Raw genomic sequence first — 26,193 nt, 5'->3', positions numbered from 1 at the left:
TTCCTATTCAGGCGCGCACTCCCTCATCGGCTCCGCTCTCGAGACGATCCGCATCCAATGGAGATAAGAGCGTGTACTCCTTCCGCGGAAGGCAGGAAGCGTTCGTTGAAAGGAGCTTTTCGATGAACAAACGTTATGAAATACCTGTCTTGATCTCGGTTTTTGGTTTGGGCTTGAGTCTATTCGGCCTTGCAAGTGCACTGGCGCAGGAAGCGTCAGCGACCGGCGGGGTTCCGGCGCACATGGTGGTCACGGTTGAGCCTCGCCACGGCGACACCCCACCCGCGATCAATCAAGAAGACGTGAGGGTATATGAAGGACATGACCGGGATAAAGTGACGGAGTGGGTTCCGGCGCAGGGCGATCGCGCGGCGCTGGAGTTATTTGTATTGCTGGATGATGGGTCGGGCAGCGGCAGCCTGGGAACGCAGTTAGAGGATATTCGCCGCTTTATCAATGCGCAGCCCGCGACGACGAAAATTGGCGTTGCCTACATGCGCGACGGGACCGCCATGATCGAACAGGATCTGACGGACGATCATTCGCAGGCGGCAAAAAAGCTGCGGCTTCCACTGGGAGAGAGTGGGGTGAACGGCAGCCCCTACTTTTCTCTGAGCGATCTGGTGAAACGCTGGCCCGCCAGCCTGGCGCGACGTGAAGTCGTGATGATCAGCGATGGCATCGATCGTTACTACGGCAGTGGCGATGTGCAGGATCCCTACCTGCAAACCGCGATTGACGATGCGGTGCGCGCTGGGATTCTTGTTTCCGCGATTTATAACCCTGGCGCCGGGCACTTCGGACACAGCTACTGGCAGACCTATTGGGGACAGATTTATCTTTCGGAACTGGCGGAGAAAACCGGTGGCGAAGCCTATTACATCGGCTTTAACGGCCCGGCCGTATCGTTTGGTCCTTATTTGCAGGATGTGGAGCGTCGCCTGGGCCATCAATATTTCCTGACGTTTCTTGCCAAGCCACCCAGGAAGGCGGGATTCCAGCAGGTCAAGCTCTCGACCGAGGTTCCGAATGCGGACCTGGTTTCGGCGGGCAGGGTCTGGGTTCCGGCGGGACGGTGAACTCGTCAGCCCGAACGGATTTCGGAACCACGCGGCGTAACCGGCAGCACTTCGCTTTGCGTGTAGAATCCCGGTTGCATGGCGAATTCTGCGGACATGGCCGGCGGCGAACGGCTCAGTCGAGTGGCGCGGCTCTTCCGGCTGTTTCGCCCCTCGCATCAACACACGGCCTTCTCCGCGACGCTGCTGTTGATTTCGGCCGTCATGTTATCGCGCGTCATCGGCTACGCGCGCGATGCCTATATCGCCTACGCCTACGGTGCGGGCGGGGCCACCGACGCTTATGTGGCGGCATTCACTCTGCCGGACTTTCTGAACTACATTGTCGCCGGGGGCTCAGCCTCCATCACATTTATCTCGATCTATACGCGCTTTCTCGCCGAGAAGCGCGACGCCGATGCCCAGAAAACTTTTTCCATCATCATCACGGTAATGACCGCAGTGTTGATCGCAGGAACGATTATCACCGAGATTTTCACGCCCCAGTTCGTGAGCTGGATGTTTGGGCCTTCGAGCAAGCACGCAGGTTTTTCGCCGCGGGAGATCGAACTCTGCATTCACCTGACGCGCATTCTGCTGCCGGCGCAGATCTTTTTTTATGTCGGGGGAGTGGTATCGGCGGTGCTGCTCTCGCATCGACTGTTTCTGTTTCCCGCTTTCGGGCCGATCGTTTATAACGCGTTCATCATTCTCGGCGGAGTGGTGGGCGGGCGTCATTTCGGAGTCGCTTCACTGGCCTATGGGGCCTTGGTGGGAAGTTTTGCCGGACCGTTCCTGGCCAGCGTGATTGGGGCGGCGCGGATCGGGACGGGTTATAAGCCGTCGTTCGATGTGACGAATTCTGCATTTCTGGAGTGGGTGAAGTTATCGGTGCCGCTGATGCTGGGGGTATCGCTAGTGGCGGCGGACGACTGGATCCTGCGGCACTACGCCGCCAGCGGTGTTGGCGATATTACCCGCCTGACTTTTGCGAAGCGGTTGTTCGCCGTTCCGATCGCCGTGTTGGGGCAGGCGACGGGGCAGGCGTCGCTGCCTTTTTTTGCGCGACTGTTTAATGAGAAAAAGCTGAAGGAATTTGCGGTGACAGTGAACGATTCTGTCTACCGCGTGGCTGCGGCGTCGCTGTTGGCGTCCGGCCTGATGATGGTGGCCGCGCTTCCGCTGATCGATCTGGTCTACCGGCGCGGCAAATTTCTTTTCGTCGACACGCAGACCAGCGCAGTTTATTTTTTCTGGTTTTCGCTCTCACTGGCATTGTGGGCGGCACAGGGGCTTTATGCGCGCGCGTTTTACGCCGCTGGCGATACGCTGACCCCAATGGTAGCGGTCACGATTATCACCGCGGCGTCGCTGCCGATGTACTCATTTCTGTTTCATACGTTCGGAGTGGTCGGACTGGCGTGGGCGTCGGACATTGGGATTGGCGTGAATCTGTTGGCGCTGGCATTGCTCCTGCATTACAAGAAGCTGGTTCCGCTGAATGGATTACGGTGGGGCGAGTTGGGGAAAGCGGCGATTGTGGCCGTAGCGGCAGGCGGGATCAGCTTCGAAGTGGCGAAGGTCGTGCCGCTATCGACCATGGGGCGCGGAAGCCGCGTGGCCGATCTGATGCAGCTAGGACTGGTGTCGATTACCTGGGCGGCAGCAGCAGCGGCAGGATTGTGGATGGTGCGCTCGGAGCTGCCCGGGGATTTGCGGCGGCGCAAGGGCGCGGTGTATCCCGTGGTAGCGCAGGGAGCGAGCAAGGAAATTTCGGACGCGGGGAGAGAACCGTAGAATCACAGTCGTTGGTCGCTTGTCGTTAGCCGCTTATCGTTAGCCGATAACCCAATCGGCTGCGTTATACTCGAGGGCCGGAGCGATTCATGATCACCGCTGCGAAAACGTCTCCTATTCAAACGCTGGTTGAAAAACTGCGGCAATTCCCCGAAGCCGCTTTCGACCAGACCGAAACCATTCGGCGCTTTTTGCAGGATACGCCCGTCGATGCTGAGTCCCTCGCTCCATACCTCAATTGGGATCGGCAGCATTACACGCGCAATCTGATCGACCGAACTTCGCTGTATGAACTGATGGCGATTTGTTGGGAAGTGGGACAGGCGAGTTCGGTGCACAATCATCGCGACCAGAATTGCTGGATGGCGGTTCCGCTTGGACGCTTGCAGGTGGAGAACTTTCATCTGGTTCATCAGGATCTGGAAGGTGGAGTGTGCCATCTCGAGCGAACCAACACGGTCGAGATGAATATCGCGCAGCCCTGCGCGGTCGATCCGGCGGATCCCGTGCACCGCGTGGTGAATCCGCGCGAATTCGATGCGCGCGCGGTGAGCCTGCATGTGTATTCGCGTCCCTTCGACACCTGCGTGGTGTATTCGCCGGAGCAGGGTACGTGCGGCGAAATCAAGCTGCACTTCAACACAGCGTTCGGAAAAACCGTGCAGCCCTGACTCAAATGCCAGCACCTAGACGCCTGAATGCCGTGCTCGCGACTCTCCTGCTGACGCACGTTGCCTGCACCAGCCAGCCGCCCCCGAAGGCAGCGGCGACATCTAACCAGGTTGTACCGGCAGAAAACCTCGCACCTTCACCGGCAGGTGGCAGCCAAGTCGTGTTGCAGAAAACATTCAAGCTGCAAGGGTCAGCCACATTCCCGATCGAAATTCCGGCGCACGCGGTGCAGCCGCATCTGCACGGGATCTTCGAATCTTTCGCGGGGAAGGCGAATGGCGCGTCCGACGATACGGCCAGCATCAGCTTCCTCATCCTGAACGAGGAACAGAACGCCGACTATACCAATAACCGCTCCAGCGATTCCCTGTTCGTGGTGGAGTCGTCACACAATCAGGCGGTAAATTTCGACCTGCCGCCTGCTCTGAATAAACCGATGAAATACTACCTGGTTTTCCGCGATCCCGACGGCGGCAAAGGAAGCAAAACGGTGGAAGCAAGTTTCCGGGTGGATTTCTAGGCTTTCCTGCGACGACTCTTCCTGCTGCTAAACTAAACAAGTTGCCCCCGCGCAAGAAATCATCGAATCCTGTTCCGCCGGACTACGTCCCTGCCAAACCCGCGGCCGGTAAGGCATCTCAGGCTGCGCCCGGGCACGGACGCATCTATCTTATCGATACCATGTCGTTCATCTTCCGCGCCTATCACGCGATGGTGCGGCAGCGATCGATGTCGACAAAAACCGGGCTGCCGACGGCGGCGACTTACGTGTTTGTGAATATGCTGCGCAAACTGCGCGACGATTTTTCCCCGCAGTATCTGGCGGCCGTGTTCGACGTAGCCGGCCCCACCTTTCGCGACGAGCAGGCCGACGCCGTCACCACCATCCGAAAGTTCGATATCAAAACGCAGACTTTCACTCAAGTCGAATACAAAGGCTACAAAGCCAATCGCTCCGCCATGCCGGAAGATCTGGCGCAGCAGGTTCCTTATATTCGTAGAGCGCTCGAGGCTTACCGGATTCCGATTCTCGAAGTGCTGCGCTTCGAGGCCGACGATGTGATCGGCACGCTGGCCCGCAAAGCGGCGGAGGCGTCGCATCCCGTGTACATCGTTTCCAGCGACAAGGACATGATGCAGTTGGTGAACGACAAAGTGCACATTCTGAATCCGCCAAAGGACAACTTGGTTTGCGATGCAGCGAAGGTGGAGGAGATTCTGGGCGTGCCGCCAGAGCGGGTGATCGACGTGATGGCTCTGCGCGGCGATTCGATCGATAACATTCCCGGCGCGCCGGGCATCGGCGACAAAGGGTCGGTGGAAATCATTCGGCGCTTTGGCACAGTCGAACAGGCGTTGGAGCGGGCGGCGGAAGTGGAAAAGAAAACTTATCGCGAATCGCTGCTGAACAATCGCGACACGATTTTATTCAGCAAGAGCATGGCGACCATCGACACAAATGTTCCCATCGAGTTCGATCTGGAAGCGATGCGCGCCGGAGATCCTGACGTGGACGCGCTGCGGTCGCTGTTCACCGAATTGGAATTCACTTCGCTGCTGAAAGAGTTGTTGCCGGTAGTCGAAGTAAGCGAGACGCTCCACACCGAGTCCAAATCGGCGGCGGATGTTGAAAGCGTAGTGAAGGCGGCTGTGGGCGCGTTGGCCGTGGCGGTCGAGCACGAAGAGGCGCCGGTTTTAGCGGAAGAGGCGGAAAAGGAAAAAGAGAAGGTCGAGGAGACACCCGACGCGCAGATGTCTTTAATGGCGATGGGAGGCATGGGTAGCGCTTCGGGCGCTGCGGTGCCCGCGCAACCGGCGTGTCGTGTCGCCATTTCCGCTACGGCCGGTTCGGCCACGATCGTCGAACTGGATTTCGGAGATGCCGCAGACAAATTGCGCGCTGTGCTCAGCGACGCTGGTATATCGAAAACAGTCCATGACTACAAAGCGGCGATTCATGCCCTCGATCCCCTGGGAATTTCGCTGGCGGGAGTGCGGCACGATCCCATGCTGTATTCGTATCTGCTCGATCCTACTTATTCGTCGCACGGGCTGGCGGAGGTGGCGCTGCGGCGCTTCAACCTGAAGCTGGGCGGCGACTTGGGCGAAGCGGCAGACATCACAGGGCAGCTCACCGCCACGCTGCGCAGCGATGTTGAACAGGCGGGGCTGGCGAAGCTTTACGAGGAGATCGATCTGCCTCTTGTGCCGGTGCTGGCGCGCATGGAGCAGGCCGGCGTGAAGATCGACAGGGCTGCGCTCTCGACCATGTCGAGCGAACTGGAGCGCGAGATCGCGGCGAAGGCGAAAGAAATCTACGAAGTTGCCGGGATGGAATTCAACGTGGGTTCGCCGAAGCAACTGGGCGATGTGCTGTTCAATCGCATGAATTTGCCCAAACCCGTAAAATACGGCAAAGGGCGGACTATATCGACAGCCGTCGATGTGTTGGAGGAGCTGGCGGAGAGTCATCCCATTGCACGCATGGTCCTCGATTATCGGCAGCTCACCAAGCTGAAGTCCACTTATGTCGACGCGCTGCCCGCGCTTATTAATTCCGCGACGGGGCGGCTGCACACCACGTTTGGGCAGACAGGAACGGCGACGGGACGGCTGTCGTCGGCGAATCCGAATCTGCAAAACATTCCGATCCGCACAGAGCTGGGGCGCGGCATCCGCGCGGCGTTTATTGCGGAACCGGGGCATGTGCTGCTGACTGCCGATTATTCGCAGATTGAGTTGCGGCTGCTGGCGCATTTTTCGCATGACCCGCTGCTGGTCGAGGCTTACAGGCGCGGCGACGACGTTCATACGCTCACAGCGTCGCAGGTGTTCGGCGTGCCTCCCCTGATGGTGACGGCGGACCATCGCCGGCAAGCCAAAGTTGTGAACTTCGGCATTGTATATGGGCTTTCGCCGTTTGGACTGTCGCAAAATCTCGGAATCGAACCCAGCGAGGCCAAGCAATTCATCGCGGCGTATTTTGAAAAGTACAGCGGAGTGCGGGCGTTCATCGACAAGACTTTGGAAGAGGCGCGGCGCGACCTAAACGTGAAGACACTCTTCGGTCGTGTGCGCCCGATTCCGGACATCAACAGCAAGAACGCGAACCAGCGCGGATTCGCCGAACGCACGGCGGTGAACACGCCGCTTCAGGGAACGGCGGCAGACTTGATCAAAATTGCGATGATTCAGATTGACACCGCGCTCCGCGAGCGCGGAATGAAATCGCGCATGACACTGCAGGTGCACGACGAACTGGTGTTTGAAGTTCCCGAAAGCGAAGTGGAGACGATGCAACCTCTCGTGCGCGAGCACATGGAGAAGGCTCATGCGCTGACGGTGCCGCTGCATGTGGATATGGGAGTGGGGAAGAACTGGAGAGATTTAGAGTAGGCGAGTTATCGCCCAAGAAACGGCCTTGTCATCCTGAGGCACGCGGTTTTTGCGTGCCGAAGGATCTATGCATTGCGCCGGCAAGCTGCATAGATCCCTTCGACAGGCTCAGGGCAGGCTCTTCGCTTCGCGAAGGATGACAAACGTTTGGTAGTGTAGAATTGCAAAAGTGAACCCCACCGCCAGAGCGGGTTGCCTGGCAACCGCGGCACTGGTGGAATTTCCTTACTAGTCGGGACGTGGCTCAGCCTGGTAGAGCACTCGCTTGGGGTGCGAGGGGTCGGCAGTTCAAATCTGCCCGTCCCGACCATTTATTTTCCAAGGCCTCACCGCGAGTCGCAGGAGGCCTACTTCAGTCCCTTGACCACATAGGCCACCGACAACGTCTGGGTATAGACATAGGCGTACGCGCTGCCGTCGCTGGAAAAACGCGGGCCACCGGCGCCCGCTCCTGGCGGGAGGCTGTCGCCGAAGGTTTTCCAGAATTCCATTTTCCCAGTCGCAGTATTCACTCGATAAACCTTCTTGGTCCGTTCGCGGCGCTGGCTGGAGAGCGCATAAACAGAAGCCCCGTCCGGCATCCAGCCGGTGACATAGTACGTCGAATCAAGACCCGGGATCGGGCGCAGGCCACTTCCATCCAGCGGCCAAACGGCCCATTTGCCGTCCGGCCCAGTCACGGCAAGACTGCGGCCGTCGGGGGACAGGATTGTGCCATCAATGCCCTCGGGCGTAATGGGCTTCGCAATGCCACTATTTACGTCAAGCAGATAATCGCGTGCGCCATGTCCGGACTCAATTCCACTAGCCACCAATTGTTTGCCATCGGGGAGGTAGCGAACCGAGCCGTAGCTGATGTTGTCGTGGGTCAACTGTCTGGCTTCACCAGCGCCGGTCGGCACCAGGCTCAAGGCACCGCCCTTGGCCGGTTTCGTGATCACCCATTTCCCATCCGGAGAAATGGCTTCGCCGGCGCCTTCGCCGATCCGCACGGGAGGCGATCCGTCGGTATCGCGCAAAAACACGGTGTAATTCGGGCCACCGCCATCGGCTTCTTCCTCGAAGAGAATTTTTCTGCCGTCCTTGCTCAAGTCTCTCGGCACCGACCATCCGAGCCATCCCAGTTCGTGCTCTTCTTTGCCGCCCGGCGGCATGCCCCGGATTCCGAGGCGTATCTGAGGTGTGATCATGAGCGCGATGCCGTTGCGCATGTCCTCCAGCCACATGCCTCCCGGGACGTTGGTAATGGTCCGCAGCTTGCCCGTCAGAGTGACCCCACGCAGATTTTGTGCGCTGCCGGTATCCGAGGCAGTGAACCAGATTTCATCGCCCGCCGGGGACCACTGCACACCCTCCACCGAAGACCAGCCCGACGAGAGCTTGTTCTCGTGCCCATCCAGGCCGATGACGGCAACCGAACCCTCGTCGTCGCCTCCAGGGTTCTCGTGGTCTTCAAACGCGATCCGTTTGCCGTCCGGGGAAATTTTCGGAAGGCTGATCCAGTTGATGCTGTCAAACAAGACGTGACCAATCGGATATTCCAGGCGCCAGTGATGATTCTCCGGGACAAAACGAACTACGGCCATGCTTTCGCCATTGGCCGTCCAGTCGGCATCCTGCACGTTCTCGAGCACTTCGCGCGGCGTGCCGCCGCCCAGCGGAACCCGCGCCAGTGTCCCCGTTCGTGCATAGCCGCCGTAGAATACAGTGTTGAGCCGGATAGCCAGTTCGCCGCTCTTCGAGATGGCCAGCAGCTCTGCGTTCTTCAGTCCCAGTTCGCGCGAGCCAGTATCATCTGTGCGAGCCATGTAGAGCTGATCCTCGCCGCCTTCCCAGGACGCGCTGTAGACGATGCTGCCGTCGGGTGTGAATCGGGCATTGCCAATGGAGCCCGTGCGGAACGTAATCTGCTGATACTCAGCCGGAGGCGTGGAAGCGCTGCTGTGCCCGAGCCACCAGCCCAGGCCGAGCATCGCTGCGGCAAGCAGAACCATTCCCAGCGCAGTTGCTAATACGCGACGAGACGTTCCGGCAGTCGCCTGCTGCACGGCCGCTTGCGCGCCCGACTTGCTGCTGGCGGAAATTTCGGTCAGGGCTTCCACATCGAAGGCCAGATCGCCGGCCGATTGGAAACGCTGCGACGGATGTTTTTCCAGGCAGTGGCGCACGATCCGTTCCAGGCCGGGCGGAACATTGCGGGCGGTCTCGGAAAGCTCCGGCGTCTCTTCCTTCAGGATCGCGCTCATGGTGTCGGCGGAGGTTTCGCCGTGGAAAGCGCGCTTGCCGGAAATCATTTCGTAGAGAATCGCACCGAAGGAAAAAATGTCGGAGCGATGGTCGGCCGGTTTTCCGCGCACCTGCTCGGGAGACATATATCCCGCAGTGCCCATGACGACCCCAGCTTCGGTGGCGACCTGGATGGTGGGTGCATCGCCGCTGTGATCCTGCGCTTCCGGTCGCGTCAGCTTCGCCAAACCGAAATCCAGAATCTTCACGCGGCCATCGGCGGTGAGAAACAAGTTTTCCGGCTTCAGATCGCGATGCACAATGCCCTTTTCGTGCGCCGCAGCCAGTCCCTTCGCCACTTGCGTGGCATAGTCGATGACTCGGCGGATGGGCAGCGGACCGTTGCGCACCCGCTCCCGCAGGGTTTCGCCTTCGAGCAATTCGGAGACAACATACGGCGCGCCCTGCTCTTCGCCAATATCGAAAATCGAAAGGATGTTGGGATGATTCAACGCCGCGGCCGCGCGGGCTTCCTGTGCGAAACGCTGCAGGCGTTCGCGATCGGCCGAGAAAGATGCCGGCAGAACCTTGATGGCAACAATGCGATCGAGGCGCGAATCGTGCGCGCGGTAGACCTCGCCCATGCCGCCCGCGCCCAGCAGGGATTGGATTTCGTAAGGACCGAGTTTCTTGCCAGAGGTCAGAGCCATGCGTGCAGTGGATTATAACCTCGCCCAGGAGTTCTGTTGGAGATAAGTCTCTGCGTCGGATCGGAAAGACTCGTATCAGGGCGCGGCTTCCAGCCGTGCCGTCAGCCGGGCAGCATGATGAAGGCTTTAGCCGCTGCATCTGGGGAAATGGCAAGGCAAGCGACAGGGGAAGCCCGATTCTTTTTTCGCGCCGTCAGTCTGCGGCTTCCATCTCTTCTGCAATCGCCAGCATTTTGGTGACGCTGTTCCAATTGCGGGCTGTGCCGGTGGTCTTCAGCAGCTTTCCGATCGTCGACCAGGGAAGTTTCGATTTGCCGGCTCCGTTGGGGAAGTAGATATAGAGTTCGCGGCCTTTCAGGTGCAATTCCTCGGGATATTTCTTGAAAACGAGGAGCATGGACTGCGCCTCAGGACCGGGTTCCGCGGCAAGGAAGGTGACCAGGATCTTGCCGGGTTCCAGATCGCGGCCTCCGAAGGGGTTGGCGGCGATGGCTCTTCTCATTTCTTCCGTGGTGCGGAGCACGACATCCGGGCAGCATCCGAATTTCTTCTCGATTGCATTCTGGATTTTCTTCGCCAGGGCAGAGGAGTGCTTTTCTTTGGTGCGGAAAATGACGTTCCCGCTTTGCACGTAGGTCCGCGGCCCTTCACACTTGACCGATTCGTAGAGCGCGCGAAGAGCATCCATTTTGATCTTGTTGTGTCCGCCCACATTGATTCCGCGGAGCATGGAAATCACGACCGGCATGGGGTTCGGCAGTTCGCACTCAGCAATCGGCAGTTCGCACTTGGCATTGAGTGACTTGCGTTCGACCAGGACTGTTCCATCATAGCCGATGGATTTTTGGAACGTCATGGCAGCGGGAGAGGATGGCCTTCTGAGTATGTGGAACCAAGAGAATCACTTTGACTTGAAGTTGATTCGCCGGGACAATCAGGAAAGCTCTGGCCCAGGGAGAAGTGCTATGTCGGGACAAGTCGTGTTGTATTTTGAGGATCAGGCCGATGCCTTGCGGTTCGCGCTGGCCGCGGGTTCGGTGATGGCGGGGGATGCCGCCGAGTTTACCCGGAATCTGGTGGAGGAAACGGCACGAGTGACCCGCATCCGCCTGGATGCGGTGAATGCGGGGGTAAGGAAGAAGGACAATCCGGCGCGCGTGGCCTAGACCCTCGAACGCATTCGCTGCGGCTGCGGCGAACACCTGCCGGACTGCGTCCGGCGGACGGGCGAATGCGCCCGGCCCCACGCGAACCTTAACGCTCCCACATCAGCTTACCGCCTTCTGACAGATACTTACGCCGTGCCGGCGTTGGTGAAGGCTTCCAGCGCATCCGATAAAGTGGGGAACATCAGGAAGATCTGCTCGACCTTGGTGATCTCGAAAACTTTGCGCACGCGTTTGTTGACACCGGTCAAGGCCATGCGGCGTCCGGCTTTGGTGCAGGTGGTACAGGCGCTGACCAACGACCCCAGCCCCGACGAATCAAGATACGGAACATTCGTCAGATCCAGAATCATAGTCGGCGCGTCTTCGCGCCGCACCGCATTCATGAAAGGAGAAACGTTCTCCATGGTCAAGGGCCCGCGGAAGCTGAGCACTCCCCGGTCGAGGCGTTCGATCTCTAATGGTTCCGAAGCCATGGCGCTGCGATTCTAGGCCACTTGATGCGGTGGGTTCAAGTCGTAGGCGGGTCTTATAGGGTGTAGGTCTTAGAGTCGGTCTTGGTTCGTAGTTAGCAAGTTTGAGACCGAATACCCAATAACCCAAGTCCCGACTGAATTTATCCCGTGCGCCGAGCCGACAGCAGATTGAGAATCTCACGCAGGCCCTGGCGGATGTGCTGGATCTCGGGAGCGGATTGCGAAGGAAACGGAATTGCAGTCTGCGATTTGTCGGTTCTGCTTTCGGCGCGCAGTTGCTGGCGGGCGCCGGAGATGGTGAATCCCTGCTGGTAGAGCAGTTGCTTGATGCGCAACACGCTTTCGACGTCGCGCTTGCGGTACATGCGCTGTCCGGTGCTGCTCTTGACTGGCTTCAACTGCGGGAATTCGGACTCCCAGAAACGCAGCACATAAGCCGGCAGATGGCACAGCGTGGCGACTTCGCCGATCCGGAAATAGAGCTTGTCGGGGATGAGGATGTCATTCGCCGATTCGTTCGCCGGATGCTTCGCCGTACTTTTCTTTCTAGCCGCCATATTTCTCGCTGCCATGTTCGATCATCCGTCACGCTGGTTTGCCTATTGTGACACACGCGCGTGCGAGAAATGCCAGAATTTCGCCGTCGAACTCAAGGACACGTCAACTCCGCCGAGCCGAAGGGCTTGAACACCGCAGCATCGGAAACCCCCGGTTCAGCGGTTCCAGCCAGGACAATCACGGTACCAACAAATGTGGGACCGCATTGAGCCGCTCCGTTTTGGTCCACGCTGGGGTATGTCATGCCGGCAGGTTCGCAAGCACCGTCGGAGCTGCCGATGCACCACTGAACATCCTGGCTGGTGAGTTGCGCCGGAGACGGTGCCTTGCTGAATGTACCGGTAGCTGTGAACGGGACTTGTCCATTGGAAAAATCTTTGGCGTCCGCCGAGCCGGGACTCAGAGTGACACTCTGAAGTTGCCGTCTGCTGCCGCATCCGCAACTCAACAGTGCGGCTATCAGCACGAGGGGCCATACGAACAACGAAGCGCTGCGATTCATAAGACCTCCGCGTTCGAAAATGTCTTGATTCGATCAACCCTGGCCTGGAGCCAAAGTTGCTTGATTCATGTTTTAGGCCCGGTATCCAACAAAAGCATTTTTTTCGAGCGCGTCTGCGCTCGCTCGCTAAAAGGAAAAGCCTCTCAAGAGGTGCTTCTCTTAAGAGGCCAGTGAGAAATCGTGGCGTAAGCGAGATTCTTCTCGCTGACAGTTAATGTTTCTTCTTTTTTGCCTTCTTTTTCGTTGCCATGAAGGTTTCCTCCGTGAACGATTTTCCCTTGCAAACGTTGACTACGTGGCCCTTGTACTCGAAAGACCAACCCTACTTGTAGTATGGGAAGATCTTATATCCCAAGATATTGCGGCAGTATTAATAAAGTGTCAACAGAATTCTTTCAAAAGCAGACATCGTTTTCACTCCAGTGTCTCCCAGCGAGATAAAATTTCCGCAGTCAGGGCGTGGTCTCCGTGGATTTTTGTTCGATCGTCTTTTGTTGGATCATGGCTTGTTGGAACATGGCTTGTTGGATCAGGGCCGCCCCGTCGCCCTGAACCTCGCTTTGAGATAATTCATCGGTGGCCAACTTAACTGCACAGGCTGCCCGCTCCTCCGTCTTCCGCCGATCCTTCCACAAAGATCTCCCCGCAGCCGTGCGCGGAGAAGGCGTCTACATCTGGGATGCCACAGGCAACAAGTACTTGGACCTCTCCGGCTCTGCCGCGGTCAACTTCATCGGGCATGGCGTGCCGGAAATCTCCGCGGCTATGGCCGAACAAGCGGGCAAGCTTGAATTCGTCCATACCAGCCAGTTCACCACGCCGGTTGCCGAAGATTACGCCACGGAACTGCTCGAGTTCGCGGGAGAACATTTGCGCGGCGGCGCAGTCTACTTCACCTGCGGCGGCTCCGAATCGATCGAGACTGCATTGAAGCTGGCCCGCCAATATCAGGTCGAGATCGGGCAAGACCGTCGCTACCAGATTCTCAGCCGCCAGCAGAGCTATCACGGCTCAACCCTCGGGGCCTTGTCGGTCTCGGGCAACAAGCGACGGCGCGAAATTTACGTGCCGATGGTGAAAGAGTTCGCCCATGTCGGCATGCCCTACTGTTACCGCTGCAACTTCGACTGCACCGACAGTTGCCGCAACTGCGGTCAGCAATATGCCGCCGAACTCGAACGTGCCATCGAAGCCGCGAATGTCGCAGCAACGCAGAGTGAAGTCGCTGCATTCATCTTCGAGCCCGTCAGCGGTGCCACACTCGGCGCTGTCGTTCCTCCTCCCGGATACTCAGAGGCGGTTGCCGAAATCTGCCATCGGCACGGCGTCCTGCTCATCGCCGACGAAGTTATGACCGGCATGGGCCGCACCGGCCGCAACTTCGCGGTCGAGCACTGGATTGGCCAAGATTCGAACATCGCGCCCGATATTCTGGTCGCCGCTAAGGGTCTCTCCAGCGGATATGCGCCGCTCGGCGCCGTGATCGCCAGCAAGAAAGTTGTCGACGCTGTCGCCGACGGCTCCGGAGCATTCCTCCACGGCTTCACTTACAATGCCCACCCCATTTGTCTCGCCGCCGGCCGGGCCGTGCTCCGCTACCTCGAGGAGAAAAAATTAGTGGAAGCCGCAGACTCCGCTCGCCCTGCCACCGCCGCGGCGCACTTCAAGCACGCGCTGGAAAGTTTGAGCGCAGAAGAAGGCGTCGGAGACATCCGCGGCATCGGCTTGCTCCGGGCGATCGAATTTGTCGCCGACAAATCGACCAAGCGTCCCTTCCCGGCAGACCGGAATTTCGCCGTGCGCGTTGCCGCTGTCGCCCTGAAACGCGGCCTGCTCGTCTATCCCATGCAGGGCTGCGTCGACGGCATCTCTGGCGATCATCTTCTTCTGGCTCCCCCAGCCATAATCACTGCCGATCAGATCGAGTGGTCGACCCAGCAACTAGCCGCAAGTGTTCGCGAAGTATGCGGCAGAGGAAAGTAGTGCCGCTCTCGTCTTGTCGGCGGCTCTCCCGCGGGCGGGCGCCCGCTGCCTCTCCACTGGGAAACGTTGACTTTTTGAGATTGCGCGCCTAGCAACGATTCGCATCCGCTTCGAGCTTCCAGTCGTGCCGTTGACTCCGCAGGAAATCCTTCAGCCGTTGAAGTTGATCTCTCTCCGCAATTTCCATGTTTTCAGCTTCTTGGCAACTGATCTTCGATTGATTCGCGCTTAATCCCGCGTGCATTGTCGGGGGCCGCCGAAAGCCGGAGAGTTGCGAGGCAGCCGATTTCAAGAAACTGCGGAGGCAACATGGCAACTCTCAATGCGCAAACTCCCTTTTCGCCAACCATCTCTTCGCCAACCATCTATTCGCCAACTATGATCGAATTCTCCGAGCAGTCCAATCCGTGCCTGCCGATCAAGATGGCTCCGACGCATTCCCTTCCCGATCGGGAAGTACGCGTGCAGGAAAGCTGGGTCGCAGCGGCGGAGAAGCGTGCCTTACTCTGGATGGCCGCACGCACACCGAACCGGATTGGTCCCGATCACCTGACGGCTCTCGGCCTGCTCGCCCAAACCGGCGCAGGAGTCAGCTATGCATTCGCCGCACGGAACCGCTACGCACTTCTCGCCGTAATCGTCTGCCTCGCCCTCAACTGGCTCGGCGACTCGCTCGACGGAACCTTGGCCCGCTTCCGCCAATGCCCGCGCCCGCGCTACGGTTTTTACGTCGACCACATGGTCGACAGCTTCGGCGCTCTGGCCCTGATGGGTGGCCTTGCTCTGTCGGGGTATATGCATCCGCGGATCGCTATCGGCCTGCTCATCGCGTTCCTGATGCTCTCCATACAGTCTTATCTCGCCACGTACGCCTTAGGTGAATTTCGCCTTTCTTTCTGGCGTTTCGGCCCAACGGAATTGCGCATTCTGCTTGCTGTCGGCAACCTTGCATTGTTGTGGAAACCGGTCGTGCATCTCTTCGGCCGCCTCTATCGCCTGTTCGACGTCGGGGGAGCGCTTGGTCTCGCCGGGATGGGAATGATGGTAATCGCCTTCACGGTGCAGAACACGATTCGTCTTTATCGCGAAGAAAGGCTCCCACGATGAACGCTAACTCCTTTCCAGACAATGCGCTACGTGATGTCGGAGCGCGCGGGGAAATGCTGGAGTCTCTGCAACCGCTTGCCGACGAGGAGGTTACGCCGAGCGGGGCGAGAAGAAATGCGCGAAAACAGGCACAAGGTCCACCTGATCATATGCGTAACTCCCAGCCCCACAATGACATGCGGGCAATGGAGGAGCGCCCTACTCAGGCAGAATTCAACAAGGCATTAGCGTTCAATCACTTGCGGCGGAGCCGCGCTTCTAACAGCGACGAAAAACTGCGGCAAAACAGCAAAACCTCGAACATGCCTTCCCAACTCCTTCGATGGTTCAAATTCAATCTCGTCGGCGGAATCGGAATCGTTGTGCAGTTTCTCACACTGTATCTGATGAAGAGCGTGGTGCACCTTAATTATCTCTTCGCCACTGCGATTGCAGTTGAGGCCGCAGTGGTGCACAACTTTGTCTGGCACGAGCAATTCACCTGGGCCGACCGATTGAGATCGTCACGGCATCATTCAATGCGCAGGCTTGTTCGCTTCAATCTTGCGAATGGCGCAGTCTCCGTTCTGGGCAACCTGGCGGTGATGAAGGGAATCGTCGCGATGGGTCACACGAACTACCTGCTCGCGAACGGAATCGCGATTGCGCTGTGTTCGCTGGCGAACTTTCTGGTGGGTGAGGAGTGGGTCTTCGCCACGACAGAAGAATAGATCAAGGCAATCCGGAATGAAGCTCTACCACCAGCGGAATTCTCGTGTAGAGCGCAAGCCTACGCGCTGACCGCCGATACCCGTTGAACATGCTCTTGCGCCGGAGCCATAGCGACCAGCACTACACCGACGATCGCGAACACAACCACTCCCGCCAACTCTCGCCGCTCGATTACATTCCGATATTCCTGCGCTGCCATTACGGCAGCATGCGCAAGGTTGGCCCATCCGGCGAAGACGATCAGGCTGCGGTGCTCCGCCGGGTTACGCGCTGCCAGCAACAGGAAAATGCCAAGCGTAACGTAGATGCTCATTATCATTGGCACCCCAGGTTCCTGCGAGAAAAACATCGTCAGCGGAATAACTCCCGCCACGAACAACAATCCAACTAAAACTAAAACAATTCTCACCGCCCGTTCTCGATTCATAGTGCGCTCCTTCTCATGGTTGCATTCAGGAACTGGTAGCTTAACTGCTATTGCAGCTTCCAGGCAAAATTAAAGTCCAAGGCGACGGACAGAGCCTGCCCTGAGCTTGTCGAAGGGAGTGTCCGTCCTGCACGGGTCATGCGATCTTCAGCACGACCTTGCCATAGTTCTTGCCTTCTTGCAGAAGTTTGTAGCCCTCGATGGCGCGATCGAACGAAAAGACGTGGCCGATTTGTGGAGTGAACTTGCCGTCGTTGATCCAGACCGACAACTGTTGCCAGGCAGGCTCCATAATTTCCCGCTTCTGCGAGAGATATGTGAGCCATAAGCCCTGCACGGCGGCGGATTTAGCATACATAGCGCGGATGTCGAGTTGAGGCTGCTTCCCGGTTGCGGTGCCGTATTGGATGACTCGTCCGAAATCCCGCAGACAGCGAAGACTCTTGGCGGTGTGCTCTCCGCCGAGCATGTCGAAGACGGCGTCGACGCCTTCGCCGTGCGTCAGGTTCTTCACGACTTCTTCGTAGTCGTGCTGCTTGTAATTGATGGGATGTTGCAGGCCGAGGGCTTTCACGCGTGCCAGTTTTTCATCGGAGGAGGATGTTCCGTACATTTCGACCCCGAGCAACTTTCCGATTTGGACGGCGGCTGTGCCAACGCCCCCGGCTACGGCATGGATTAGGACTCGGGGAGTGCGCCCAGCCGGGCTTTGCCCCGCTGGGGAGGGCAAGGGCGCCCGCCCCTCTACCTGCGCCATTCCCGCTTGCCAGTAACCCAGGTAGGCGGTGAAGTAGTTCACTGGAAAGGCGGCGGCTTGTTCGTCGGTCCACGCATTCGGAATGGGCCAGAGCAGGTTGGTGTAGGCTGCGGTCTTCTCCGCGAAGGCGCCCCACTGCGCATAACCCATAACGCGCCGTCCGGTGCTTTCTTCGATACCGGCGAACTCGCGGCCTGCGATGAGCGGCGGAGGCGGCGTTCCCGGATAGCCGCCTTTCGAGGTCATGAAATCGGCAAAGTTCAGGCCTCCGGCGTGGACGCGGACGATGGTTTGCCCGGACTTCACGGTTGGTTCGGGGACATTTTGAATGGCCAGGCCATCCGGGCCGGTGGGGCTGGTAATCATCAGGGCTTGCATGGAGAAAGTGTAGGCGAGGGGGGAGTAATCGGCAATCCGAGCGGCTTTCAGAAGATGCCCGGATCGTTGCGCGTGCAGCATCGTGTCCCACCCTTGTCGCATGAAGCAAGAACGCGACAAGGATGGGGCACCAAGCCAATAAGCTAGAGCACAACGAACAACGCGATGCGCATGCCGGGGTGCAGCAAGTCAATCAGGTAATACTCGCCGTCGATGTAGTCGATGTAGCAATCGTCCGTATAAGCCCATTCTGCGGGCCAGGGATCGACCATGACAAAGGAATAGCCGCCGTATTCGAATTGTGGCTGACCGTTCACAACCTGCGGGCGCGATGGATGGAAGCTATGGCCACGGCCAAATTGGGCGTGGAACTTGTCGTCAGGAATGTGACCGCCCTTGCCCGCGGGACGGCCGTGCTCCTGCTGCCCAGCCTCTTGCCGGCCCGGCTGAGCGGCTTCTTGCCGGTTCCGGTTCTCTTCCGGTCGCTGGTTCTCTTGCCCGGACCGCTTTTCCATTTCTTTTTGTTGGTTCTTATCTTGTTGGTTCTGATCCTGCCTGGATGGCTTGGCCTCGTCTTGCCGCGGAGCCTTCATCTCATCCTGTTTTCCCGCCGGCTTTGTTTCGTCTTGCTTTTCCGCGGGACGCGCCTCGTCCTGCTTCTTGGGTTCTTCCTGCTTCGGTTTATCTTCTTGTGGTTTTTCGTCCTGGGCGTAGAGCGCCGCTGAGGTTGCGACCAGGGCCGAGAGAATCGCTACATTCAAAAACCTGAAAGCTCGCATGACATCCTCCAGAGATGCTTGATTCGACTGCGGGCCGCGATCTGCCGGCTACAGCAGGTCGCAAATTTTGCCTGCAATCAGATGCTCCGCCGAGGAATACCCATTCCGAGTCGTTTGCTGTAAACAGACCCGGGAAAAGTATGTAGGGCTATACCTTCAGATACGAAGAAATGATGTGGCGACAGAATCCGGTGGCGATGACCGCCCCTGATTGTGGGAGCGAAGGCGAAGCCGGCGAGTCCCCCTGAAGTCGAAATCCGGCGTCCACCGCCAGTTCCCACCCCTTCCCCTCAGGTATATACTTCTGGCGTTGGCTTAGTGGCTCGTCCGGCCAAGCCCCAGAGAGGCCGGAACGGGGCGCCATTCATTCCCCTAATTCATGCGCGCTCCGAATAAGGAAAGGCTGATTCCCGCCGGGGGCGGCGTGGAGGCGGCACGGGTGCATCCCTGGTTGTATGGTCATACGGGCAAATTGCATCCGCGGGGAGGTCTACCGTGGATCTTATTTTTGTACGTCTTCTTTTTGTCATCGTTGTAGCGGTCACTTGCTACGTCATCGAGCCCTTTGGATTAGTCCGCAATTTTGACGCGGGCGTGGGCGCATTGATCGGCGCGGCGATCGTCGTGTTCGAATGGAAGCTGCGAACTGTCAGCCTGAAGCGGCTGATCGGCGCTGCCATTGGCAGCATCCTCGGCATCTGCGGCGCCTATCTGTTCGCGCTAGTCATTCGCAGCAGCGTGCCTTCGGGGAATACGCAGAGCTTTCTCCAGATCATGGTCATGCTGCTGATGGCTTACGTCGGTCTGATCGTCGGCGCCAACAAAGGTGACCTGTTGAACCTGGCCGCCCTGGGCGGAGTCTTCGGCGGCGAGAAGCAGGGTAAGAAGAGCTACAAGATTCTCGACACCAGCGTCATCATCGATGGCCGCATCGCCGACATCGCCGAGACCGGATTCCTCGACGGCATCATCGTAACCCCGCAATTCGTGTTGCGCGAGTTGCAGCTGGTCGCCGATTCCGCCGACTCGCTCAAGCGCAACCGCGGCCGCCGCGGACTCGACATTCTCCAGCGCCTCCAGAAAGTTGCTACCCTCACCATCCAGATCGTGGAAGACGATTTTCCCGCCGTCCGCGAAGTCGACCTCAAGCTGATCGAACTGGCCAAAGTTTACGAGGGCAAAATCATCACCAATGACTTCAATCTGAACAAAGTGGCGCAGCTCCAGGGCGTGCAGGTGTTGAACATCAACGAACTGGCAAATTCACTTAAGCCAATCGTGCTCCCCGGTGAGACCATGCGCGTCTTCATCCTGAAAGAAGGCAAGGAATACAACCAGGGGGTGGCTTACCTGGATGACGGTACGATGGTTGTGGTCGACAATGCCCGCAAGATGATTGGCAAGACCATCGACGTGTCGGTTACATCGGTTCTGCAAACCACCGCGGGAAAAATGATCTTCGGCAAGTGGGACGAGCGGGCGGCATACTCCCGCCAGTCCGCGCCGGTGCCCGTGGCAGTGACTCCGGTATCCGTGCCCGGACCCGTGCCCGCCCCTGTCCCAGCTCCTGCAGGGTTGGAGACGAAGCAGGGCACTTCGTAGCGTGAGCGTGAGGAGGACCGTCGGTTTGTTAACCGTTGCAAAGCGGTACGCCGCAGTATACCCTTTGGTGGTCTTGACAACTCTCTGAACGTTTCATATTGTGGTCTTATATCCGTTACGCTCGTAGGCGAGCAGGTTTCTGAAGCCCCAGGGTTTACCTCTGGGGCTTTTTGATTTTATGGCGAAAATGATCGTCTTGATCGATGGTGGGTTCCTTCGCGTCAAGGCGAAGCATGCGGGCCAGCAATACAATCCCGACTTCATAGAGAAATTCGCGCACAACTGCAAAGTGGCACAAGAAGAAATATTCAGGGTACTCTACTATGACTGCGCCCCTTTTGTTGGTGATGTGAAACTTCCGGTCTCCGGCAACGTCAAACAATTTATCGGCTCTGATAGATGGATGGCGGAGTTAGCGTCGAAAGACCTCTTTGCAGTTCGCCGTGGCGTTTTGAAGTTTCGAGGCTTTAAGCCCAAGCAGACCCCAGTCAATCCGAACCAGCTAACAGATGCTGATTTTCAGGCTGATTTTGAGCAAAAGGGCGTTGATATGCGAATCGGCTTAGACATAGCCGCTTATTCTTCTAATCGCGCAATTGATCGGATCTGCCTCGTATCAAATGATACTGATTGTGTGCCAGCGCTCAAATATGGGCGGAGGAGTGGTCTACAAATAGTGATCATTGAGCTTCCTAACTGCAAAGTTGCGCCGGAGTTGGTGATGCATTCGGATTACAAGCGCCCCGTCCTCTGGCCTTGAACTTGAAGTCGCCGCTTATTCACTCCCCGATTTGAACTCCGCCCGCCGCCCTCGTATACTTACACCCCGCCATGAAGGTGATCGTCATTATTCCGGCTGCGGGCCTGGGGACGCGCATGGCGCCCATGCCCAGCGCTATGATTCCAAGCGGTAAGAACGCGAGAACGAAAAAGCCCCATCCCTCGAAACAATTCAGCGATCTCGCAGGCACGCCCATCCTGATTCACACCCTGCGCAAGTTTGCCCATGTCGACGAAGTGAGTGAAATCTGGGTCGCCCTGCGCGAAAACGAAATTGCAGGCTTCCGCGAGCGGCTCACGCGCGAAGCCAAGGATGTCTTGAAGAAAAAAGTCGAACTGGTTGCCGGCGGCGAGCACCGGCAGCAATCCGTCGAGCACGCCCTCAATGCGATTACCGCCGCTCCCGACGATATCGTCCTGGTACACGACGCCGTGCGTCCGCTGGTCACTGGTGAGATCATCCACGAGGTCATCGCAGGCGCTACAAAATACGGCGCCGCTATCGCCGGACTGCCGGCCGTCGATACTGTAAAACAGGTCGAGCGCACCTCGGAAGGCGCCATCGTGAAAGCCACCATCCCACGCGCTGGCATCGTGCTGGCGCAGACTCCGCAAGGCTTTCGCTACAGCGTCGTCAAGAAAGCCTTCGACGAAGCTGCCGCCGACGGCTTCACCGGCACCGACGAAGCGTCGCTGGCCGAGCGTTCCGGCCAGCAAGTCGCCGTCGTCATGGGCTCCCCACGAAATATAAAAATCACCACTCCCGGCGACATGGAGTTGGCGGAGTTCTATTTACGGAAATGAGCCACGGATTTTCACGGATTCTCACGGATAAACCTTCTAGAACGGCGTAGACTCGCTCCGATGGATACTTCGACTCTTGGTCTGAAGCACGTCGGATTGACTGAAAAAATCATCGGCGTCTTTTATGACGTGTACAACGAACTGGGCTACGGATTTCTCGAATCGACTTACGCGGGGGCGATGGTAGTGGCCTTGGAGGAAGCGGGACTCAAGGTTGCAAAGGAAGTCTCAGTACCGGTCTGGTTTCGTGGTAGGAGGGTGGGCCAATATTTCGCCGATCTCATGGTCGAGCACGCAGTTCTGCTGGAGCTGAAAACTGCTCGGAGCCTGGAGTCGGCACACGAAGCCCAACTCCTTCACTACCTCAAAGCCACTGAAATTGAAGTAGGCCTCCTCCTAAACTTCGGCATGCGACCACAATTCCGCCGCCTGCTCTTTGACAATGAAAGAAAAAAGATCCGTGAAAATCCGTGCGAATCCGTAGCCAAGGTGTCTGCGTGAGGATCGGTTATGGCTTCGACTCCCATGAATTTCGTGCCGGCATTCCTCTCAAAATCGGTGGGATCACCCTCCCGCATGACCAAGGCCTGGCCGGCCACTCCGATGGCGATGTGCTGCTGCATGCGATCACCGATGCCCTGCTCGGCGCGGTCGCGGCGCCCGATATCGGCGCGCTTTTCTCTCCCTCGAATCCGAAGTGGAAGGGCGCGGACTCCGTCATCTTCCTGGGCGAAGCGCTGAAGCGCGTGCGCGGCGCGGGTTATCGCGTGGGCAATATCGATGCCAGTCTCATTCTGGCTGCGCCGAAGATCGGCCCGCACGCCCTCGCCATTCGCACCCGCGTCGCCGAACTGCTGGGCCTGCATTGTGACTGCGTAGGCCTAAAGGCGAAAACGCCCGAGGGGTTGAACCTGGAAAATGCCGCTCTCGCGCATGTGGTTGTGCTGCTGGAAAAGGCGTCGGCGCCGAGAAAAAAGAAAAAAAAGAAGTGACCAGCTACGGAATTGCTCCGCGGCAGGCTCTCAGCCGCGTTGATTGCAGGAGTCGATCAGCGCGCGGAAGATCGCCCGCGACTCTGCATCGTGATCCACCGAGCGCTCAGGATGCCACTGCACAGCAAGCACGAAATGATCAGACGCCGTTCCTTCCAGCGCTTCGATGATGCCATCCTCAGCGCAGCGGGCGCCGACGCGCAGGCTGTTGCCGATGCTTTCGGCGGACTGGTGATGAGAGGAGTTGACCGGCAGGATGAGAGCGTTGCCCTCAAGGGCTAAAGCCCTGTTTCTCGGTTGCGGCTTGTCGGGACGGCTTAAGCCGTGCCCTCGCCGGTTGTGTCCCGCCACGATGCCCGCCAGCCTGGAATCTTCCTGAATTGCGACGCTGTGCGCGACGGCAACATCCTTCCCGGCTTCGTGATTCACCTTCGCGCGCTTCTCCTCCGGCAGAAAATCTGGAATGTGCTGAACCAGCGATCCCGCGTGATACACATTCAGACTCTGAAGTCCGTAGCAAATGCCCAGCACCGGCTTACCTGACTTATATGCGTCCTGCAACAGCAGATCGTCGACCGCATCGCGCCGCGAATCTGCGGCTGCCGTATGCGGCGACCGCGCCGCGTGAAATCGGGCCGGATCGACGTCGGCTTTGCTGCCGGGGAGCAACACGCCGTCGCAACGCTGGATTGTTTTCTCAATGTCGTCCGCAGCCTGATCCAGCGCGATCCGAATTGGTTCCCCTCCGGCCATCGTGACGGCACGCTCGTACTGCGGAATTGCCCGTTCGGCATACTCGAGGTCGAAGGAGTGCGGCATGGGGATGGCGATGCGCGGCATGATCTGAATTGTAGCGCTTGTGACGCGACCGTCAGGTATTAGGAGCGGCGCGCTCGCCTCGCTTTGCGGGACGGCCGAGAGCCTGCCCTGAGCGAAGTCGAAGGGCGCCTGTCGCCACGTGAATTGGCACGCGGGTCAGCTCATTTTTTCAATCGCTGCCAAGGCCCTCGCCTGCCGATAATGCCGAATCTCCATCGTGAGCGCGAGGATAAAAATAATCCCTCCCGCCACCAGAGCCATGGGCAATGCGATGTGCCGGTAAGCGATGCGCATGTCAGGATGTGCACCCCGCACTGCGGCGACAATTACGGTGCCGAGAATGGCCAACAGCAGAATGACCGCGAAACACAGCAGCGTACAGATCACGGTAACCACAGTGACGCGTAGCGGAATCGCATACCAGCGTGGACCGCGGGATGGCGGTTGAGGGGACATTGGCCCTACGATAAATCATCCCAGGGCTCAGGCGTAACCAAGTGTTGGCTAGTGTATAAGATAGTAAGCATGTCGCAGGCAGCCCCGGCAATTACGCGCAGTCCCGCAGACGTCGTTCGCGTCACGCCGGTGTCTCAGGCGACGAATGGGATCTGCTACGCCGTGGCAGGAGAGGTCGCGGTCAACTCGTTCGATCTGGAGCGGATGATTGCCGCGGTCCCAACCAAGATCGCGGCCGCGCTCGAGCGCAAGGCCTACTACTTCGTCCCGCTGGCGGTGAGCCAGGGCGAGGAGACGGTCATCGCCGATCGTTACGACGTAGCGCTGAGCGACAACGCCGTCTGCCATCGCAATTTGAATCTGGGCGATTCGCAGTGCGTCTTCATCTCGACTCGTCTGATGGACGACAAGTTCTCCGTGGCCTTTGAGTTTTATATCAACGTCGGCCACGCCCTGGTCGAACGTGCCGGGGTCTCCAGCGCCTTCACCGAACTGGCCTGGAGCCAGGTGGAGGCAGGCGTTCGTGGCGAAACCTCACTCGATGCCTGGGAAGCACGCAAGTTGGCTACGGCCGCCGGCCCGGACGCCGAGCGCTACAAGAACGAATATCTGGACGCCACTTTTTCCGATACGATTTCCATTTATCTGCTGTCGTTGTATCTCGACGTCGATTATTACGATCTGCGGGAGCGCGATTATCCTCTGCTGGCGCCATCGGCCCTGGCTGAGCGCCTGCGCAAGATTGCGGAACTGTTCCCGCCGAATACGGGATTTGAATTTGCCGTGTTGTACAAGCGGCGCGGGTAGGCCCGAGCCAGACCACAATCCTTCGCCGCGGATTTTCACGGATCAATCGCAACCATTCAACTTCCAAGGCAGTCGTAGTTCCCAGTCTTGTCGCTAAGACCGCTATAAGACTGGTGCCCCCACTTTTTATGCCGGGAAACTCCGTGACGGAACCGATTACTTTCCGTTCGAGATCACGAAGTTGACGGTGATGGGATGATTCGCGGTAACGGTTACCGATTTTTCCCAGGTCTTCGCCTCGCTGAACACCGGGCGCTGCACGCTGTGTTCGGTGAGCACATCGTAGGCCTGCTCTTTGCCGGCCAGGCCCCAGCCTTCATGCCAGGCCACGATCTGATAGGTTCCGGGCGGGACGTTGCTGAACTCAAAGCGTCCGTTTTCGCTGGTGACGGCGTAGTAAGGATGGGTGACGACCATCATCTCGGCATTCATCCAGACATGCCCGCCATTGCAGCGCAGGTGGACGATGCCGGGCGTGGCCATGGTTCGCGAGGTGGGGCGGTCCGGGAAAGGAAAGGGCAGATTGAAAGTGGCGGCGCCATCCATGTGAATGGTGTGCAGCGTGGCGTCGGAACTCAGCATAGTGAGATTGCTATTCTCGGGCACCAAAAGAATGTGCGGGATATAGCGGCAGCGCTTCTGGTCGAGGTGACGGCGCTGCTCGGGCAGATCCATCGCTTTGCCGCTGGTGATGTTCTTGAGGTAGACCACGGTGTTGGCTACGCCGCCCTGTGGCCCGACGATCAGGCGCTCCATATCCCTGGTTTTCGCGGACTCCGGATCGCAAATCTGTGGGTCTTTCGTGATGGGGAAGTCCAGGGAATGGGGAACTGTCCCGGCCCATTTGACGGTGCCGGAAATCGTTCCGCCGTCGACGACGGCTACGACTTTGTAGTCCGTCTGCGAGAAAGCCAGGGCAGCAGCCACGGCCAGAAAAAACGTGAAGAAAAATCCGCGCCAAACAACATTACTCATACCCGTCCCCTTAATGCTCCAGCGGGCCGCATTCATCCGCCAGGCATGAAATTCATTTCCCGCGAGGAGTGCCTGCATCGCGACTCACTTCCTGCTTGGGAAATGCTGCATGGGGCCAGGGTTTCCGGACAGCACTTCCATTGCACAGGCTCTCGCCTTTCCAGTTCCTACGGGGAGGCCGCAAGGGGGTGGCGGTCCTGAGTTCGTTCCAGTAAAGCTTCGTTCCAGTAAAGCTAGAGTGCGCCTGCGACGCGG

General features: G+C 58.4%; 26 protein-coding genes and 1 tRNA gene. 16 read left to right on the top strand and 11 right to left on the bottom strand.

Translation table 11 applies throughout. From position 1 onward, the window contains the following. The first annotated feature begins 122 nt into the window (after window positions 1–122). From VGM18_21050 to VGM18_21025, 6 genes are all read left to right on the top strand, one after another. Window positions 123–1,079, top strand: coding sequence for a hypothetical protein (locus tag VGM18_21050; GenBank protein ID HEY3975500.1), 957 nt, complete (start codon window positions 123–125; stop codon window positions 1,077–1,079). Window positions 1,080–1,157: 78 nt separating this feature from the next. Continuing rightward, on the top strand, window positions 1,158–2,855 hold the full coding sequence (murJ, locus tag VGM18_21045; protein HEY3975499.1) for a murein biosynthesis integral membrane protein MurJ: 1,698 nt from the start codon (window positions 1,158–1,160) through the stop codon (window positions 2,853–2,855). Between the two features lie 89 nt (window positions 2,856–2,944). Further along, the gene (locus VGM18_21040) at window positions 2,945–3,526 is read left to right on the top strand and encodes a cysteine dioxygenase family protein (GenBank protein HEY3975498.1); all 582 of its coding nucleotides are present in this window, start codon (window positions 2,945–2,947) and stop codon (window positions 3,524–3,526) included. Between the two features lie 5 nt (window positions 3,527–3,531). Continuing rightward, entirely contained in the window at window positions 3,532–4,047 is a 516-nt protein-coding gene (locus VGM18_21035; GenBank protein HEY3975497.1) for a hypothetical protein, read from the top strand. 41 nt (window positions 4,048–4,088) lie between these two features. Beyond that, window positions 4,089–6,923, top strand: a complete 2,835-nt coding sequence (gene polA, locus VGM18_21030; GenBank protein ID HEY3975496.1) for a DNA polymerase I — start codon at window positions 4,089–4,091, stop codon at window positions 6,921–6,923. A gap of 233 nt (window positions 6,924–7,156) precedes the next feature. Continuing rightward, a tRNA-Pro gene (locus VGM18_21025) sits at window positions 7,157–7,233 on the top strand. A 37-nt stretch (window positions 7,234–7,270) separates the two neighbouring features. Here VGM18_21025 and VGM18_21020 read toward each other — a convergent pair. After that, on the bottom strand, window positions 7,271–9,859 hold the full coding sequence (locus VGM18_21020) for a protein kinase (protein HEY3975495.1): 2,589 nt from the start codon (window positions 9,857–9,859) through the stop codon (window positions 7,271–7,273). Between the two features lie 193 nt (window positions 9,860–10,052). After that, window positions 10,053–10,715 carry a DUF1697 domain-containing protein gene (locus tag VGM18_21015; GenBank protein HEY3975494.1) on the bottom strand — a complete coding sequence of 221 codons (663 nt, stop codon included), beginning with the start codon at window positions 10,713–10,715 and terminating at the stop codon, window positions 10,053–10,055. Between the two features lie 109 nt (window positions 10,716–10,824). On the opposite strand from VGM18_21015, the gene VGM18_21010 reads away from it, so the two are divergent. After that, window positions 10,825–11,025 (top strand): hypothetical protein, encoded by a 201-nt coding sequence (locus VGM18_21010; GenBank protein ID HEY3975493.1) that lies wholly within the window; start codon window positions 10,825–10,827, stop codon window positions 11,023–11,025. A gap of 128 nt (window positions 11,026–11,153) precedes the next feature. Here the strand turns inward: VGM18_21010 and VGM18_21005 are convergent, their stop codons facing one another. The 3 genes from VGM18_21005 to VGM18_20995 all read right to left on the bottom strand — a co-directional run bounded on the left by VGM18_21005 (window position 11,154) and on the right by VGM18_20995 (window position 12,561). Continuing rightward, the gene (locus VGM18_21005; GenBank protein HEY3975492.1) at window positions 11,154–11,501 is read right to left on the bottom strand and encodes an STAS domain-containing protein; all 348 of its coding nucleotides are present in this window, start codon (window positions 11,499–11,501) and stop codon (window positions 11,154–11,156) included. A 140-nt stretch (window positions 11,502–11,641) separates the two neighbouring features. Continuing rightward, a complete protein-coding gene (locus VGM18_21000; protein HEY3975491.1) occupies window positions 11,642–12,073 on the bottom strand; it encodes a MerR family transcriptional regulator in 432 nt (143 codons plus the stop codon). A 77-nt stretch (window positions 12,074–12,150) separates the two neighbouring features. Beyond that, complete coding sequence (locus VGM18_20995; protein HEY3975490.1) at window positions 12,151–12,561, bottom strand: hypothetical protein; 411 nt, start codon at window positions 12,559–12,561, stop codon at window positions 12,151–12,153. A 576-nt stretch (window positions 12,562–13,137) separates the two neighbouring features. Between VGM18_20995 and VGM18_20990 the strand changes: the two genes are divergently transcribed. The 3 genes from VGM18_20990 to VGM18_20980 all read left to right on the top strand — a co-directional run bounded on the left by VGM18_20990 (window position 13,138) and on the right by VGM18_20980 (window position 16,361). Then, the gene (locus tag VGM18_20990) at window positions 13,138–14,544 is read left to right on the top strand and encodes an aminotransferase class III-fold pyridoxal phosphate-dependent enzyme (GenBank protein ID HEY3975489.1); all 1,407 of its coding nucleotides are present in this window, start codon (window positions 13,138–13,140) and stop codon (window positions 14,542–14,544) included. A gap of 309 nt (window positions 14,545–14,853) precedes the next feature. Next, the gene (locus VGM18_20985; protein HEY3975488.1) at window positions 14,854–15,651 is read left to right on the top strand and encodes a CDP-alcohol phosphatidyltransferase family protein; all 798 of its coding nucleotides are present in this window, start codon (window positions 14,854–14,856) and stop codon (window positions 15,649–15,651) included. Window positions 15,652–15,800: 149 nt separating this feature from the next. Further along, entirely contained in the window at window positions 15,801–16,361 is a 561-nt protein-coding gene (locus tag VGM18_20980) for a GtrA family protein (protein HEY3975487.1), read from the top strand. Window positions 16,362–16,420: 59 nt separating this feature from the next. On the opposite strand, the gene VGM18_20975 is transcribed toward VGM18_20980, so the two are convergent. The 3 genes from VGM18_20975 to VGM18_20965 form a co-directional block, all read right to left on the bottom strand. Next, window positions 16,421–16,789 (bottom strand): DUF6632 domain-containing protein, encoded by a 369-nt coding sequence (locus tag VGM18_20975; protein ID HEY3975486.1) that lies wholly within the window; start codon window positions 16,787–16,789, stop codon window positions 16,421–16,423. Between the two features lie 136 nt (window positions 16,790–16,925). Then, complete coding sequence (locus tag VGM18_20970; protein ID HEY3975485.1) at window positions 16,926–18,005, bottom strand: NADPH:quinone oxidoreductase family protein; 1,080 nt, start codon at window positions 18,003–18,005, stop codon at window positions 16,926–16,928. A gap of 62 nt (window positions 18,006–18,067) precedes the next feature. After that, window positions 18,068–18,703, bottom strand: coding sequence for a hypothetical protein (locus tag VGM18_20965; GenBank protein ID HEY3975484.1), 636 nt, complete (start codon window positions 18,701–18,703; stop codon window positions 18,068–18,070). Between the two features lie 495 nt (window positions 18,704–19,198). On the opposite strand from VGM18_20965, the gene VGM18_20960 reads away from it, so the two are divergent. The 5 genes from VGM18_20960 to ispF all read left to right on the top strand — a co-directional run bounded on the left by VGM18_20960 (window position 19,199) and on the right by ispF (window position 22,881). Beyond that, window positions 19,199–20,305, top strand: coding sequence for a PIN domain-containing protein (locus VGM18_20960; protein ID HEY3975483.1), 1,107 nt, complete (start codon window positions 19,199–19,201; stop codon window positions 20,303–20,305). Between the two features lie 178 nt (window positions 20,306–20,483). Beyond that, window positions 20,484–21,065 (top strand): NYN domain-containing protein, encoded by a 582-nt coding sequence (locus VGM18_20955; protein HEY3975482.1) that lies wholly within the window; start codon window positions 20,484–20,486, stop codon window positions 21,063–21,065. A gap of 71 nt (window positions 21,066–21,136) precedes the next feature. Beyond that, entirely contained in the window at window positions 21,137–21,889 is a 753-nt protein-coding gene (gene ispD / locus VGM18_20950; GenBank protein ID HEY3975481.1) for a 2-C-methyl-D-erythritol 4-phosphate cytidylyltransferase, read from the top strand. Between the two features lie 96 nt (window positions 21,890–21,985). After that, on the top strand, window positions 21,986–22,390 hold the full coding sequence (locus VGM18_20945) for a GxxExxY protein (protein ID HEY3975480.1): 405 nt from the start codon (window positions 21,986–21,988) through the stop codon (window positions 22,388–22,390). Further along, window positions 22,387–22,881 carry a 2-C-methyl-D-erythritol 2,4-cyclodiphosphate synthase gene (ispF, locus tag VGM18_20940; GenBank protein HEY3975479.1) on the top strand — a complete coding sequence of 165 codons (495 nt, stop codon included), beginning with the start codon at window positions 22,387–22,389 and terminating at the stop codon, window positions 22,879–22,881. Before VGM18_20945 ends, ispF begins: the two co-directional genes overlap by 4 nt. 30 nt (window positions 22,882–22,911) lie before the next feature. On the opposite strand, the gene VGM18_20935 is transcribed toward ispF, so the two are convergent. Both VGM18_20935 and VGM18_20930 read right to left on the bottom strand, forming a co-directional pair. Then, on the bottom strand, window positions 22,912–23,721 hold the full coding sequence (locus VGM18_20935; GenBank protein HEY3975478.1) for a gamma-glutamyl-gamma-aminobutyrate hydrolase family protein: 810 nt from the start codon (window positions 23,719–23,721) through the stop codon (window positions 22,912–22,914). A 135-nt stretch (window positions 23,722–23,856) separates the two neighbouring features. Further along, complete coding sequence (locus VGM18_20930; protein HEY3975477.1) at window positions 23,857–24,156, bottom strand: hypothetical protein; 300 nt, start codon at window positions 24,154–24,156, stop codon at window positions 23,857–23,859. Between the two features lie 69 nt (window positions 24,157–24,225). Here VGM18_20930 and VGM18_20925 point away from each other — a divergent pair, with 69 nt between their 5' ends. After that, on the top strand, window positions 24,226–24,963 hold the full coding sequence (locus tag VGM18_20925; GenBank protein HEY3975476.1) for a hypothetical protein: 738 nt from the start codon (window positions 24,226–24,228) through the stop codon (window positions 24,961–24,963). Between the two features lie 156 nt (window positions 24,964–25,119). Here the strand turns inward: VGM18_20925 and VGM18_20920 are convergent, their stop codons facing one another. Next, window positions 25,120–26,016 (bottom strand): carboxypeptidase-like regulatory domain-containing protein, encoded by an 897-nt coding sequence (locus tag VGM18_20920; GenBank protein ID HEY3975475.1) that lies wholly within the window; start codon window positions 26,014–26,016, stop codon window positions 25,120–25,122. Window positions 26,017–26,193: the final 177 nt, after the last annotated feature.

It is taken from the genome of Candidatus Sulfotelmatobacter sp. (genome assembly GCA_036500765.1).
Lineage (GTDB): Bacteria > Acidobacteriota > Terriglobia > Terriglobales > Acidobacteriaceae > Sulfotelmatobacter.
The sequence above is the reverse complement of the archived record's forward strand: the minus strand, read 5'-3'. Positions and strand labels throughout refer to the sequence as shown.